Source organism: Pseudochrobactrum sp. B5 (genome assembly GCF_001939785.1).
Taxonomy (GTDB): Bacteria; Pseudomonadota; Alphaproteobacteria; order Rhizobiales; family Rhizobiaceae; genus Pseudochrobactrum; species Pseudochrobactrum saccharolyticum.
This window is the reverse complement of sequence record NZ_MOYL01000002.1, coordinates 1-13014: the sequence shown is the minus strand read 5'-3', so window position 1 is coordinate 13014 and position 13014 is coordinate 1. Positions and strand designations below refer to the sequence as shown.

The following is a 13014-nucleotide window of genomic DNA, read 5'->3' as shown; positions in this document are numbered from 1 at the left end:
GCGGCTCCACCGACATATCTGACCATCAGGCTAGACATATCTGGATCTGTTTATTGGCACCTTTCGGAGCCAAACTTTTAAGACGCCCCATAAACGGAGCATAATCTGCGCTTATCTCTGATCTGCGCCCTAAAGGTGATGCAGAGACGAGCAAATACCGGAGCCGTTTTATAAAACACCTCCGGTACCAGCAAATTACTTCTTCTTACCGGCGATTGCCTTTGCAGGACCCTTACGGGTACGAGCATTGGTATGGGTACGCTGACCGCGAACCGGCAGGGAGCGACGATGACGCAGACCGCGGTAGCAGCCCAGATCCATCAGACGCTTGATGTTCATCGAAACTTCACGACGCAGATCACCTTCAACCTGGTAATCACGGTCAATGGTTTCACGGATCTGCAGCACTTCAGCATCTGTCAGCTGGTTTACACGGCGATCAAGCGCAATGCCGACCTTTTCCATGATTTCAGCAGCAAATTTAGGGCCGATACCGTGAATATACTGAAGTGCAATGATCGCACGCTTATTCGTTGGAATGTTTACGCCAGCAATACGTGCCATGCGCTTTCTCCTGTATGAACCGCAAGATAACAGCCGCATCGGCATGTTTTATAATCATACGGTAGTTTAAAATATTACAGCACCGGAAGCCGGTTCACGCTGTAATGAGCTCTACCGAACGCTATCCGCAAGTTATTCTCACAAAAATATGCGAGTTAACTGCTAACAACACGTCCGAAATCCAAGAGATCCACCGGACTTTCAACAAAGCCGGATCTGTTCTCTATGCCTGCACCGAACCACCGGATACAGACAGCATAAAAATGAACGAAACCGGAAAACCGGTTGCGCCCATCTGAATTAAGCGAATTGTCGCTGTCTTTGACGGAATCGTGAGGAAAAGTCAACCTCTAAGAGAGAACAGGCGTAAATGCTTATCATTCCGTTAATAACGAATAGCCAATAGCAGCCCTCAAAGACAAAGCGCCGACCCGATATTATCAGATCAGCGCTTTGAATTTTCAAAAAACCGGATCAGACGATCAGGCAGGAAGCAGAAGTTTTTCAATCTCTGCGGTAACATCAGCCATAGCGGCCATGCCGTCTACCAGCTTCAGTTCACCGGTACCTGCATAATAGTCAGACAGAGGTGCGGTTTTCTCACGATACTCAACCAGACGCTTGCGGAAAGCCTCAGGATTGTCATCTGAACGGACAGTACCGCCTGAAGCAATGGTTTCCGCAACGCGGTTTTCCATACGCTTGATCAGAGCGGTCTCATCGACCTTCAGTTCAATCACTGCATCCAGTTCAGCATGCTTTTCTTTCAGCATACCTGTCAGCGCCTGCGCCTGAGGCACTGTACGCGGATAACCGTCAAGGATAAATCCGCCTGCACAGTCCGGCTGATCAATGCGATCCGAAACAATCGCATTCACGATCTCGTCCGAAACCAACTGACCTGCGTCCATAACTGCTTTGGCACGTTTACCAATTTCAGTCTGTGCAGCCACAGCTGCACGGAGCATGTCACCGGTCGAGAGCTGGGGAATAGCATATTTCTCAGTGAGAATTTTTGCCTGTGTGCCTTTGCCTGCGCCCGGAGGTCCTAAAAGTATGAGTCTCATCTCGCCCGTCTTCCCCCACGAAGTTTGGATTTCTTGATAAGCCCTTCATATTGATGAGCAATGAGATGACCCTGAATCTGAGCAACTGTATCAAGTGTTACGTTGACAACAATAAGCAGGGACGTACCACCGAGATAGAAAGGTACACCAGCCGCTGAAATCAGGAACTCAGGTATAAGACAGACCATCACGATATAGATAGCGCCGATCACCGTGATACGGGTCAGAACATAATCAATATATTCAGCAGTGCGTTCACCCGGACGGATACCCGGAATAAAGCCTGAATGCTTCTTCAGCTGGTCAGCGGTATCCTTAGGATTAAAGACAATCGCAGTATAGAAGAAGCAGAAGAATGCCATCAGCGCCGCATAAAGGAACATATAGATCGGCTGACCGTGACCGAGAGCGGCCAGCAGCGTACTACCCCATGCAGGCATGCTTTCTGTATTTGCAAAACCGGCAACAGTTGCAGGCAGCAGCAGCAGAGAAGATGCAAAGATCGGAGGAATAACACCGGCAGTGTTCAGCTTCAGTGGCAGGTGCGAAGTTTCCCCCTGCGCCATACGGTTACCCACCTGACGCTTCGGATACTGGATCAGCAGACGACGCTGTGCGCGTTCAACAAACACGATCACTGCGATGAGTGCAATTGCGAGAACAATCACACCAAGGATCAGCGCTGTTGACAGAGCACCTGTACGACCGAGTTCGAGCGTACCGGAGATAGCCTGCGGAAGGTTTGCAACAATACCTGCGAAGATGATCAGGGAAATACCGTTACCGATACCACGCGCAGTGATCTGTTCGCCAAGCCACATCAGGAACATCGTACCGCCGACAAGCGTAATCACCGAAGTGATGCGGAAGAACATTCCCGGCTCAGACACAATACCGCTGCCGGATTCAAGCCCCACAGAGATTGCATAGGCCTGCACAAGCGCCAGAAGCACCGTACCGTAACGCGTATACTGGTTGATAACTTTACGTCCGGCTTCGCCCTCTTTCTTCAGCGCTTCAAGAGAAGGCACCACAGAGGTCATAAGCTGTACGATAATCGATGCCGAAATATACGGCATAATCCCGAGCGCAAAAATCGCCATACGGGCAACAGCACCGCCGGCGAACATATTGAACAGCCCCAGCACACCCTGGCTGTGCTGCTGGAACGACTGGGCCAGCGCGTCAGGATTAATGCCCGGCAAAGGAATATAGGTACCGAAACGATACACAAGCAGAGCCCCGAGCGTAAACCAGATACGCTTCTTGAGCTCAGTCGCCTTCGAGAAGGCTGAAAAATTCAAATTGGATGCAAGCTGTTCAGCAGCCGATGCCATGAGATTACTCCGGTCTGTCGTACGTCAGAATCTGACGCCCCTCCCCAGATATGCCCATAGACAACAAGGCGCAAGTAGGCACATGCAATCAATAGGCATAAAGTTGAAAACGGCGGCACTAAGGCCGCCGTCTTGAAGGTATTTCTGAGGCCTTATTCGGCAGAAGCAGCTTCAGGTAATTTTACCGAACCGCCTGCTTTTTCGATCTTTTCGATCGCAACCTTAGAAGCACCGGCAGCTTCAATCACCAGCTTAGCTGTGATTTCGCCATCGGAAACAACGCGGAAACCATCCAGAGCGCGACGGATGATACCGGCAGCGATCAGGGCTTCAGAGGTAACGGATGCTTTTGCATCCAGCTTACCGGCATCCACAGCTTCCTGAATGCGACCAACCGACACAACATTGAACTTCTTAGCGAAGATGTTGGTGAAACCGCGCTTTGGCAAGCGACGGTAGATTGGCATCTGGCCGCCTTCAAAACCATTGATGGACACGCCTGAACGGGACTTCTGACCCTTCACACCGCGACCACCGGTCTTGCCGGAGCCGGAACCGATACCACGGCCAACGCGTTTGCGGGCCTTGGTTGCACCTGGGTTTTCACGCAGATCATTAAGTTTCATGATAATTCTCCTGCGCTTGATTAAGCTTCGTCCACAACGCGGACGAGGTGCGCAACCTTGGCAATCATACCGCGAACGGAAGGTGTATCTTCCAGTGTGCTGCGGCGGCGCATTTTGTTAAGACCGAGACCAACGAGCGTAGCGCGCTGTTCTTTCGGACGACGAATTGGGCTACCAATCTGTTCAACGGTAACCGTTTTGCCTTTAGTCGAAGACATAACTTTGTTCCTTAAGTCCTTGCGGGGCTAACGCCCCTCACCCAATGGTTATTCTTCACCGGCAACTACGTCGTGACGACGAGCCTGCAGTGTGGAATACTTAATACCGCGCTGTGCAGCGATATCTTTCGGGTGCATCTGATGCTTCAGCGCATCAAAAGTTGCACGCACCATGTTGTATGGATTGGATGAGCCAAGCGACTTGGCTACAACGTCCTGAACGCCGAGGGTTTCGAAAACCGCACGCATTGGACCACCAGCGATGATACCTTTACCGGCAGGTGCCGAGCGAAGAAGAACCTTGCCGGCGCCATGACGACCCTGCACATCGTGGTGCAGTGTACGGCCTGAGCGCAGCGGAACAAAAATCATATCGCGCTTGGCAGCTTCAGTTGCCTTGCGGATTGCTTCAGGCACTTCGCGAGCCTTACCATGACCAAAGCCTACACGGCCCTTCTGATCACCAACAACGACCAGAGCAGCAAAACCGAAACGACGGCCGCCTTTAACAACTTTGGCAACGCGGTTGATGTGTACCAGCTTATCGACGAATTCGCTGTCACGCTCTTCGCGGGCGCGATCTTCGCGATTACGTTCTTTCTGTGCCATTTCCTAATTCCTTTTTCTTTTCCGGAAGCACAAGTGAAACATTAACAAGCTATTAAACCCGAAAATGCACAAATTGACACCCGCAGTTCAGCTCTCTGATAAATCAGAAACCAAACCGGAAGTGTCATTACATCAGACCAGAACCGTAAACGGTTATGAAAATATGATGCGTAGTCAGCTTACAGCAATAAAAAGTGAGTCACTTAAGCCTCACGGCGCTGTAATACAGAAAAAATGTCGTCAAATGCAAGCACCTGACGACATTTTTTAATTTTATTAGAAGCTGAGACCAGCTTCGCGTGCTGCGTCTGCAAGAGCTTTCACACGGCCGTGGAAAATATATGCACCACGATCGAAGACAACTTCTGCTACACCGGCTTTAGCGGCGCGTTCTGCAACCAGCTTGCCAACTGCAGCGGCAGCTGCACTGTCTGCACCAGTCTTCAGGGACTTTTTAAGGTCACCGTCAAGGGTGGAAGCAGCAGCAACAGTGTGACCACGTACATCATCGATAATCTGTGCATAGATATTCTTAGATGTACGATGTACGCTCAAGCGCAGGCGGCCATTCGAAACAGCTTTGAGCTGACGACGAACGCGTGCAGCACGGCGCTGAATAGTTTGTTTAGGCGATGCCATAACACGTGTTCCTTATTTCTTCTTACCGGCCTTGCGGACGATAACTTCACCGGCATACTTAACGCCTTTACCTTTATAAGGTTCTGGCGAACGGTATTCGCGGATCTCGGCAGCAACCTGCCCGACAACCTGCTTGTCAATACCGGAGACAACGATTTCCGTTGGCTTAGGTGTTGCAACAGTGATGCCAGCTGGAACATCGTATACAACTTCATGGCTGAAACCCAGCGAAAGCTGAAGGTTTTTGCCCTGCATAGCAGCACGATAACCAACGCCGGAGATTTCAAGTTTCTTTTCGAAACCGTCTTTAACACCGACGAAGATGTTGCTGATCATGGTACGGGCCATGCCCCACTTAGCGCGGGCGTCTTTCGACTGGGACAGAGGAGTAACGCTTACAGCGCCCTCTTCCATCTTCACGCTTACTTCATCACTTACGACGAACTTCAGTTCGCCTTTCGTGCCTTTGGCAGTAACAGTCTGACCATCAACGCTGGCGGTCACGCCTGCCGGAACCGGCACGGGTTTTTTACCGATACGAGACATTGTTAACCCTGTCCGTTTCTATGTTCACCACTCAGCCACATCAGAAGATGCGGCAGAGCAGCTCACCACCAACGTTTTGCTCACGAGCCTGATGATCAGCCATTACACCCTTAGGGGTGGAAAGAATGCTGATACCAAGGCCGTTAGCGACCTGAGGAATCGACTTTACTGAAACGTAAACGCGACGGCCCGGCTTGGAAACGCGGGTCAGTTCACGGATTACTGGCATACCTTCGTAATATTTCAGTTCGATTTCGATTTCGGATTTACCGTTGTCAAAATCAGTCTGTGTATATCCGCTAATATAGCCTTCAGCCTGCAACACGTCCAATACGCGTGCACGCAGCTTGGAAGCCGGGGTTGTAAGCTTGGTCTTTTTACGACCGATAGCATTACGGATGCGGGTCAGCATATCGCCGATAGGATCTGACATAGTCATATTATAACTCTCCTTACCAGCTCGATTTCACGATGCCTGGCACCTGGCCGAGCGAACCCAGCTGGCGCAACGCAATACGCGACATCTTAAGCTTGCGGTAGAAACCGCGTGGACGTCCGGACACTTCGCAACGGTTGCGAATGCGAACCTTGGAGGAGTTACGTGGCATCTCAGCCAGCTGAATGGTAGCGCGGAAGCGCTCATCCAGAGGCAGGGACTGATCCATAACAATTGCCTTCAAACGTGCACGCTTTTCAGCATGACGCTTAACCAACTTTTCGCGGCGCTTGTTTTTTTCGACTGCGCTAGTCTTGGCCATTTTTGATTACCTCGCTACGCTTGCCGTTACTGGCGGAACGGGAAGTTGAAGGCGCGCAGAAGAGCGCGGGCTTCATCATCCGTTGGTGCAGTCGTGCAAACGATGATGTCCATGCCCCAGATCTGATCAACTTTATCGTAGTTGATTTCTGGAAACACGATGTGTTCCTTGATACCCATGGCGAAGTTGCCACGACCGTCAAAGCTTTTAGGATTCAGACCGCGGAAGTCGCGAACGCGTGGAAGCGCGATCGTGATCAGACGATCCAAAAATTCGTACATACGCTCACCACGCAGGGTGACTTTCGTACCGATCGGCATATCTTCACGGAGTTTGAAGGTAGCGATCGAGTTGCGTGCACGGGTGACAACGGCTTTCTGACCGGCGATCTGAGACAGATCTTCGGCAGCACGCGCAGGCTTTTTGGAGTCTGCAGTGGCTTCGCCAACACCCATATTGATTACAACTTTCGAAACGCGTGGAATCTGCATTTCGTTGCTGTATTTGAACTCTTCAAGCATAGCTTTACGGATTGTATCCTTATAAAGCGTCTTGAAGCGTGGTTCACTCTTTGCTTCAGCCATCGATCGACTCTCCGGAACGTTTTGCTACGCGTACCTTCTTGCCGTCTTTCTCGACGAAACCAACGCGGGTTGGTTTACCGTCTTTAGGATCAGCAATCGCCAGGTTTGACAGATGGATTGCGGCTTCTTTCGAAATAATGCCGGCTTCCTGAGTCTGTGTCTGACGCTGATGGCGCTTAACAATATTGATACCGCTTACGAAAGCCTGATCTTCTTTCGGCAAGACCTTGATCACTTCACCGGTACGGCCCTTGTCCTTACCGGCAAGCACAACAACGCGGTCGCCTTTGCGAATCTTTTGCATCGTCGAACTTCCCTTACAGAACTTCTGGAGCCAGCGAGATGATCTTCATGTGGCTCTTAGCGCGAAGTTCACGCGGAACCGGTCCGAAGATACGAGTGCCGATAGGCTCTTTCTTGTTGTCAATCAAAACAGCAGCATTGTTATCAAAACGGATAACGCTACCATCTGGGCGACGAATGTCTTTAGCTGTGCGAACCACAACCGCTTTCATTACGTCACCTTTTTTAACGCGGCCACGAGGAATCGCTTCCTTGATGGACACCACAATGATGTCACCAACGGAAGCGTATTTCCGTTTCGAGCCGCCCAGCACCTTGATGCACATGACACGACGTGCGCCGGAGTTATCCGCCACGTCGAGGTTTGTTTGCATCTGAATCATGACTGGCCGCCTTCTTATCTCTCAGCTGGTTAAGGGCTCCTGCCCTACCTAAGCTGCGTGTTTAATGTTAGCCCGTTGCTTAGTTCGCGAGAACTACCCAACGTTTGTCTTTCGAAATTGGAGCAGATTCCTGAATGGAAACCTGATCACCAACCTTGAACTGGTTGTTTTCGTCATGCGCTTTGTACTTCTTCGATTGACGAATAATCTTCTGAAGCAGTGGATGCGCGAAACGGCGCTCCACTTTAACAACGACTGTTTTGTCGTTCTTGTCGCTGACGACAACGCCCTGCAGAATGCGTTTAGGCATTATTTAAATTCCTTATGCCTTGCTTTCGGCCGCCTTCTGGCGGGCAATAGTCTTAATACGTGCGATGTCGCGGCGAACCTGCTTCACACGTGCGGTTTTTTCTAACTGACCAGTGGCTTTCTGAAAGCGCAGGTTAAACTGCTCTTTCTTCAATCCACCCAACTGTTCAGTCAGTTGGTCGAGGCTTTTAGCCCGGATGTCTGCGGCTTTCATAGCTGTCTCTCTTATTCAGCGATGCGTTGAATAAAACGCGTCTTGATCGGCAGCTTCGCAGCTCCGAGTCGGAGAGCTTCACGTGCCACATCTTCTGATACGCCGTCAAGCTCAAACATAACACGACCTGGTGCTACGCGGCATGCCCAGTAGTCTACTGAACCCTTACCTTTACCCATACGGACTTCGGTAGGTTTGGAAGTTACTGGCAGATCCGGGAAGATCCGGATCCATACACGACCGGCACGTTTCATGTGACGGGTAATGGCACGGCGAGCGGCTTCGATCTGACGTGCGGTAACGCGTTCAGGCTCGACTGCCTTCAGACCGAAAGCACCGAAGTTCAGATCCGTACCGCCCTTGGATTCACCGTGAATACGGCCCTTGAACTGCTTACGGAACTTTGTGCGCTTAGGCTGCAACATTGTTCTCTACTCCAATATTCTAACCGAAAACGCTTAAAATTAAGCGTTTTCGCGGCGGCGGTTCGACTGCGGACCCTGAGCGTCGGCTTCAATCGCACGACGTTCGGAAGCCATTGGGTCATGCTCAAGGATTTCGCCTTTGAATACCCAAACTTTCACGCCGCAGATACCGTAAGCGGTCTGTGCTTCAGCTGTACCGTAGTCAATATCAGCGCGCAGAGTGTGAAGAGGAACGCGACCTTCACGGTACCATTCCATACGAGCAATTTCTGCACCGCCAAGACGCCCCGAACAATTAATACGGATGCCTTCTGCGCCGAGACGCATTGCGGACTGAACAGCACGCTTCATAGCGCGACGGAATGCCACACGGCGTTCCAGCTGCTGAGTGATCGACTGAGCAATCAGGGTAGCGTCAACTTCTGGCTTGCGAACTTCAACAATGTTGAGAACCGCATCAGAGTTGGTCATATCGGAGAGCTTCTTACGGAGCTTTTCGATATCTGCACCCTTCTTACCGATAATGATGCCCGGACGAGCCGAGTGAATGGTCACACGGCACTTCTTGTGCGGACGTTCAATCACGATTTTGGAGATCGCAGCCTGCTTGAGTTCTTCAGTCAGGTATTTGCGGATCTTCAGATCTTCATGAAGGAGCTTACCGTATTCGCCGGTATTCGCGTACCAACGCGAATCCCAGGTACGGTTAATGCCCAGACGAAGACCGATCGGATTAATCTTCTGGCCCATTATGCGGCCTCCCCTTTTTCGGCGACTTCGCGGACAACGATGGTCAGGTGAGAGAACGGACGTTCAATCCGGCTCGCCTTACCACGGCCACGCACATGAAAGCGCTTCATGACGATCGACTTGCCAACAGAAGCTTCCGCGACGATCAAAGCATCAACATCGAGGTCGTGATTGTTTTCTGCGTTGGCGATTGCCGATTCAAGCGTCTTCTTAACTGTCTCTGCAATGCGCTTGCGCGAGAATGACAGATCAGCAAGTGCCGCGTTGACTTTCTTGCCGCGGATCAGAGCCGCGACAAGGTTAAGTTTCTGCGGGCTAACGCGAATCGTGCGGGCGACGGCTTTCGCCTCGTTATCCTTAAGCTGGCGCGGAGCCTTGGCCTTGCCCATACTTACTTCCTCTTCGCTTTCTTGTCCGCACCGTGACCGTAATAGGTACGGGTTGGAGCGAATTCACCGAACTTGTGTCCGACCATTTCTTCGGAGATGGACACAGGAATGTGTTTATTACCGTTGTATACACCAAAGGTCAGGCCAACAAACTGCGGCAGGATCGTGGAGCGACGGCTCCAGATCTTGATGACCTCATTACGACCGCCGGAGCGTACCTTCTCAGCCTTCTTGAGAAGATAGCCGTCAATAAACGGTCCTTTCCAAACTGAACGAGCCACTTTAGACTACCTCTCTTATTTCTTACGCTGATGACGCGAACGCATGATGAATTTGTCCGTCGCCTTGTTCGAGCGTGTCTTCTTGCCCTTCGTAGGTTTGCCCCACGGAGTAACAGGATGACGACCACCCGAGGTACGACCTTCACCACCACCGTGTGGGTGATCAACCGGGTTCATGGCAACGCCGCGTACGTGTGGACGCTTACCGCGCCATACGGAACGACCGGCTTTACCGTCGTTGGTGTTGCCGTGATCCGGATTGGATACAGCGCCAACAGTTGCGAGACAACCGGAATGTACCAGACGCTGTTCACCGGAATTCAGGCGAAGGATCGCCATGCCCTGGTCACGGCCAACGAGCTGTGCATAGGTACCGGCCGAGCGAGCGATCTGACCGCCCTTGCCTGGCTTCATTTCCACGTTGTGGATGATGGTACCAACCGGCATCGCACCGAGTGGCATCGCGTTACCTGGCTTAACGTCAACCTGTGCGCCGGAGATAACCTTGTCGCCAACAGCAAGACGCTGTGGTGCCAGGATGTAGCTCAGCTCACCGTCTTCGTAGCGGATCAGCGCGATGAATGCGGTACGGTTTGGATCGTATTCCAGACGCTCAACAGTAGCGGACACATCGTGTTTCGTACGCTTGAAATCAATAAAGCGATACGTACGCTTGTGACCACCGCCCTGATAGCGAACAGTGATACGACCGGTGTTGTTACGACCGCCCTTTTTAGTCAAACCTTCGGTCAATGCTTTGACCGGCTTGCCTTTGAAGAGCTCCGAACGATCCACGATGACCAGCTGACGCTGGCCAGGAGTGATCGGGTTAAAGTGCTTGAGTGCCATTGTCTTTACTCCACGGCCTCTCAGAGACCAGTCGAAACGTCGATGCTCTGGCCTTCAGCCAAAGTTACGATCGCTTTCTTGACATCGCTCTGGCGCCCAACAATACCGCGGAAACGCTTCACTTTGCCTTTACGCACAGTGGTGTTCACAGCTGTAACTTTCACGCCGAAAAGCGCTTCTACTGCAGCTTTGATCTCTGGTTTCGTGGCCTTGCGGGCTACGTTAAAGACGATCTGGTTAAATTCGGAAACCATGGTCGACTTTTCGGTAATGACCGGGCTAACGATCACATCATAGTGACGAAGATCTGTCATTTGAAACGCTCCTCGAGGGCTTCGACAGCTGCCTTGGAAAGGACGAGCTTGCCACGGCGAAGAATGTCGTAAACGTTGATGCCCTGTACCGGCAGCACATCAATATTCGGGATATTGGATGCAGCCAGCTTGAAGTTGGCGTCGATTTCCGAACCACCGATCAGCAGTGCGTTTTCCAGACCGAGATTAGCAAACTGGCTTACCAGCAGCTTGGTCTTGGCTTCTGCAGCTGCCAGATCATCAATGATGATCAGATCAGAGGCTTTAACCTTAGCCGAAAGGGCGTGACGCAGAGCCAGAGCACGAACCTTCTTAGGAAGATCATGTGCATGGCTGCGGGCTACAGGGCCATGAGCCTTACCACCGCCACGGAACTGTGGTGCACGAGCGGAATGGTGACGGGCGCGGCCGGTACCCTTCTGCTTGTACATTTTTGCACCGGTACGTGCAACTTCACCACGGGTCAGAGTCTGGTGGGTACCCTGCTGACGGCGAGCGAGCTGCCAAAGGACAACGCGCTGAAGGATGTCATCGCGCGGCTCAAGACCGAAGATTTCTTCGGACAGCTGCACTTTACCGGCATCCTTGCCTTCAAGTGTTGTAATTGTGAGATCCATTATTCGGCTCCCTCAGTCGCTGCAGGTTCTGCAACCGCAGCAGCTTCACCTTTAGCTTGGCGCAGGCCAGCTGGCTTAGGAGCATTTTCTGGCAGCGATACTTTTACAGCATCACGAACATAGATCCATGCACCCTTGGAACCAGGAACAGCACCGCGAACAAGGATCAGACCGCGATCGAGGTCGGTAGAAACGACTTCGATATTCTGCGTGGTTACACGGGTCTGACCCATGTGACCGGCCATTTTCTTGCCTTTAAATACTTTACCTGGATCCTGACGCTGACCGGTCGAACCATGGGCACGGTGGGATACCGAGTTACCATGAGTTGCGCGGCCGCCGCCGAAGTTGTGACGCTTCATAACACCGGCAAAACCTTTACCGATTGTTGTACCTGTAACGTCAACTTTCTGACCGGCTACAAAATGCTCAGCAGTGATTTCTGCGCCTACATCCAGAAGATTGTCTTCTGAAACGCGGAATTCAGCTACTTTCGCTTTCGGTTCAACTTCAGCCTTCGCGAAGTGACCGCGCAGAGCCTTGGTCGTGTTCTTCACCTTGGCCAATCCTACGCCAAGCTGTACGGCTGTGTAGCCGTTTTTTTCTACTGTGCGCTGAGCTACAACGTGGCAGTTCTCCATGCGGAGTACTGTCACCGGTACATGCTCGCCAGCGTCTGTATAAACGCGGGTCATGCCCAGCTTTTGTGCAATAACACCTGAACGCATCGGTTCGTTCCTTCCGTCCTCAAGCCTTACAGCTTGATCTCGACATCAACACCAGCCGACAGATCCAGCTTCATCAGCGCATCTACAGTCTGTGGGGTTGGGTCAACGATATCGAGAAGACGCTTATGAGTGCGCATCTCGAACTGCTCGCGGCTCTTCTTATCGATGTGCGGCGACCGGTTAACTGTGAACTTTTCGATCCGTGTTGGCAGAGGGATCGGTCCGCGCACATTGGCACCGGTACGCTTGGCAGTCGACACGATTTCGCGGGTCGAAGCGTCAAGGATCCGATGGTCAAACGCCTTAAGGCGAATGCGGATATTTTGACCGTTCATTTGATTTGTTCCTTATTACGCGGGACGTTTGGCTTTGAAGATGATTTTAAACCACCAAACCAAACGCCCTGCACAAATCTATTATTCGATGATCGAAGCGACGATACCTGCACCAACGGTGCGGCCACCTTCACGGATCGCGAAACGGAGTTTTTCTTCCATAGCGATT

Annotated in this window: 25 protein-coding genes and 1 pseudogene; 1 reads left to right on the top strand and 25 read right to left on the bottom strand. The window is 51.7% G+C overall.

What is annotated here, in order from left to right; all coding sequences use genetic code 11:
- Positions 1-195 precede the first annotated feature (195 nt).
- Positions 196-564: a 30S ribosomal protein S13 gene (rpsM, locus tag BKD14_RS06625; RefSeq protein ID WP_075654838.1), complete on the bottom strand. Its 369-nt coding sequence runs from the start codon at positions 562-564 to the stop codon at positions 196-198.
- 104 nt (positions 565-668) lie between these two features.
- On the opposite strand from rpsM, the gene BKD14_RS19430 reads away from it, so the two are divergent.
- Positions 669-863, top strand: coding sequence for a hypothetical protein (locus tag BKD14_RS19430; RefSeq protein ID WP_075654837.1), 195 nt, complete (start codon positions 669-671; stop codon positions 861-863).
- Between the two features lie 183 nt (positions 864-1046).
- Here BKD14_RS19430 and BKD14_RS06615 read toward each other — a convergent pair whose 3' ends face one another.
- The 24 genes and pseudogenes from BKD14_RS06615 to BKD14_RS06500 form a co-directional block, all read right to left on the bottom strand.
- Positions 1047-1631 (bottom strand): adenylate kinase, encoded by a 585-nt coding sequence (locus BKD14_RS06615; RefSeq protein WP_075654836.1) that lies wholly within the window; start codon positions 1629-1631, stop codon positions 1047-1049.
- The gene (gene secY / locus BKD14_RS06610; RefSeq protein ID WP_075654835.1) at positions 1628-2968 is read right to left on the bottom strand and encodes a preprotein translocase subunit SecY; all 1341 of its coding nucleotides are present in this window, start codon (positions 2966-2968) and stop codon (positions 1628-1630) included. The genes BKD14_RS06615 and secY overlap by 4 nt, the downstream gene beginning before the upstream one ends.
- 152 nt (positions 2969-3120) lie before the next feature.
- Complete coding sequence (gene rplO, locus BKD14_RS06605; RefSeq protein ID WP_075654834.1) at positions 3121-3594, bottom strand: 50S ribosomal protein L15; 474 nt, start codon at positions 3592-3594, stop codon at positions 3121-3123.
- A 20-nt stretch (positions 3595-3614) separates the two neighbouring features.
- Positions 3615-3812, bottom strand: a complete 198-nt coding sequence (gene rpmD, locus BKD14_RS06600; RefSeq protein WP_022710956.1) for a 50S ribosomal protein L30 — start codon at positions 3810-3812, stop codon at positions 3615-3617.
- A 48-nt stretch (positions 3813-3860) separates the two neighbouring features.
- Positions 3861-4421, bottom strand: coding sequence for a 30S ribosomal protein S5 (rpsE, locus tag BKD14_RS06595; RefSeq protein ID WP_022710955.1), 561 nt, complete (start codon positions 4419-4421; stop codon positions 3861-3863).
- A gap of 276 nt (positions 4422-4697) precedes the next feature.
- Positions 4698-5060 (bottom strand): 50S ribosomal protein L18, encoded by a 363-nt coding sequence (rplR, locus tag BKD14_RS06590; RefSeq protein ID WP_075654833.1) that lies wholly within the window; start codon positions 5058-5060, stop codon positions 4698-4700.
- Positions 5061-5072: 12 nt separating this feature from the next.
- Positions 5073-5606 (bottom strand): 50S ribosomal protein L6, encoded by a 534-nt coding sequence (rplF, locus tag BKD14_RS06585; protein ID WP_022710953.1) that lies wholly within the window; start codon positions 5604-5606, stop codon positions 5073-5075.
- Between the two features lie 40 nt (positions 5607-5646).
- Complete coding sequence (gene rpsH / locus BKD14_RS06580; protein ID WP_075654832.1) at positions 5647-6045, bottom strand: 30S ribosomal protein S8; 399 nt, start codon at positions 6043-6045, stop codon at positions 5647-5649.
- Between the two features lie 13 nt (positions 6046-6058).
- Positions 6059-6364: a 30S ribosomal protein S14 gene (gene rpsN, locus BKD14_RS06575; RefSeq protein ID WP_022710951.1), complete on the bottom strand. Its 306-nt coding sequence runs from the start codon at positions 6362-6364 to the stop codon at positions 6059-6061.
- 26 nt (positions 6365-6390) lie between these two features.
- Positions 6391-6948: a 50S ribosomal protein L5 gene (gene rplE, locus BKD14_RS06570; RefSeq protein WP_022710950.1), complete on the bottom strand. Its 558-nt coding sequence runs from the start codon at positions 6946-6948 to the stop codon at positions 6391-6393.
- Positions 6941-7252, bottom strand: a complete 312-nt coding sequence (gene rplX, locus BKD14_RS06565; RefSeq protein WP_022710949.1) for a 50S ribosomal protein L24 — start codon at positions 7250-7252, stop codon at positions 6941-6943. The genes rplE and rplX overlap by 8 nt, the downstream gene beginning before the upstream one ends.
- A gap of 13 nt (positions 7253-7265) precedes the next feature.
- Complete coding sequence (gene rplN / locus BKD14_RS06560; protein ID WP_022710948.1) at positions 7266-7634, bottom strand: 50S ribosomal protein L14; 369 nt, start codon at positions 7632-7634, stop codon at positions 7266-7268.
- Between the two features lie 79 nt (positions 7635-7713).
- Positions 7714-7944 (bottom strand): 30S ribosomal protein S17, encoded by a 231-nt coding sequence (gene rpsQ / locus BKD14_RS06555; RefSeq protein WP_022710947.1) that lies wholly within the window; start codon positions 7942-7944, stop codon positions 7714-7716.
- A 12-nt stretch (positions 7945-7956) separates the two neighbouring features.
- Entirely contained in the window at positions 7957-8157 is a 201-nt protein-coding gene (gene rpmC / locus BKD14_RS06550; protein ID WP_022710946.1) for a 50S ribosomal protein L29, read from the bottom strand.
- Between the two features lie 11 nt (positions 8158-8168).
- Positions 8169-8582 (bottom strand): 50S ribosomal protein L16, encoded by a 414-nt coding sequence (gene rplP / locus BKD14_RS06545; protein ID WP_075654831.1) that lies wholly within the window; start codon positions 8580-8582, stop codon positions 8169-8171.
- A 39-nt stretch (positions 8583-8621) separates the two neighbouring features.
- Positions 8622-9332: a 30S ribosomal protein S3 gene (rpsC, locus tag BKD14_RS06540; protein WP_022710944.1), complete on the bottom strand. Its 711-nt coding sequence runs from the start codon at positions 9330-9332 to the stop codon at positions 8622-8624.
- Positions 9332-9721 (bottom strand): 50S ribosomal protein L22, encoded by a 390-nt coding sequence (gene rplV, locus BKD14_RS06535; RefSeq protein WP_022710943.1) that lies wholly within the window; start codon positions 9719-9721, stop codon positions 9332-9334. The genes rpsC and rplV overlap by 1 nt, the downstream gene beginning before the upstream one ends.
- Before the next feature lie 2 nt (positions 9722-9723).
- Positions 9724-10002 carry a 30S ribosomal protein S19 gene (rpsS, locus tag BKD14_RS06530; protein ID WP_022710942.1) on the bottom strand — a complete coding sequence of 93 codons (279 nt, stop codon included), beginning with the start codon at positions 10000-10002 and terminating at the stop codon, positions 9724-9726.
- 15 nt (positions 10003-10017) lie between these two features.
- Entirely contained in the window at positions 10018-10851 is an 834-nt protein-coding gene (rplB, locus tag BKD14_RS06525; protein WP_022710941.1) for a 50S ribosomal protein L2, read from the bottom strand.
- Positions 10852-10871: 20 nt separating this feature from the next.
- Positions 10872-11165 carry a 50S ribosomal protein L23 gene (locus tag BKD14_RS06520; protein WP_022710940.1) on the bottom strand — a complete coding sequence of 98 codons (294 nt, stop codon included), beginning with the start codon at positions 11163-11165 and terminating at the stop codon, positions 10872-10874.
- Complete coding sequence (gene rplD / locus BKD14_RS06515; protein WP_022710939.1) at positions 11162-11782, bottom strand: 50S ribosomal protein L4; 621 nt, start codon at positions 11780-11782, stop codon at positions 11162-11164. The genes BKD14_RS06520 and rplD overlap by 4 nt, the downstream gene beginning before the upstream one ends.
- Complete coding sequence (rplC, locus tag BKD14_RS06510; RefSeq protein WP_022710938.1) at positions 11782-12510, bottom strand: 50S ribosomal protein L3; 729 nt, start codon at positions 12508-12510, stop codon at positions 11782-11784. Before rplC ends, rplD begins: the two co-directional genes overlap by 1 nt.
- Before the next feature lie 26 nt (positions 12511-12536).
- Positions 12537-12845, bottom strand: a complete 309-nt coding sequence (rpsJ, locus tag BKD14_RS06505) for a 30S ribosomal protein S10 (RefSeq protein WP_002964363.1) — start codon at positions 12843-12845, stop codon at positions 12537-12539.
- A gap of 81 nt (positions 12846-12926) precedes the next feature.
- A pseudogene (locus BKD14_RS06500) lies at positions 12927-13014 on the bottom strand (elongation factor Tu); the annotation flags it as partial.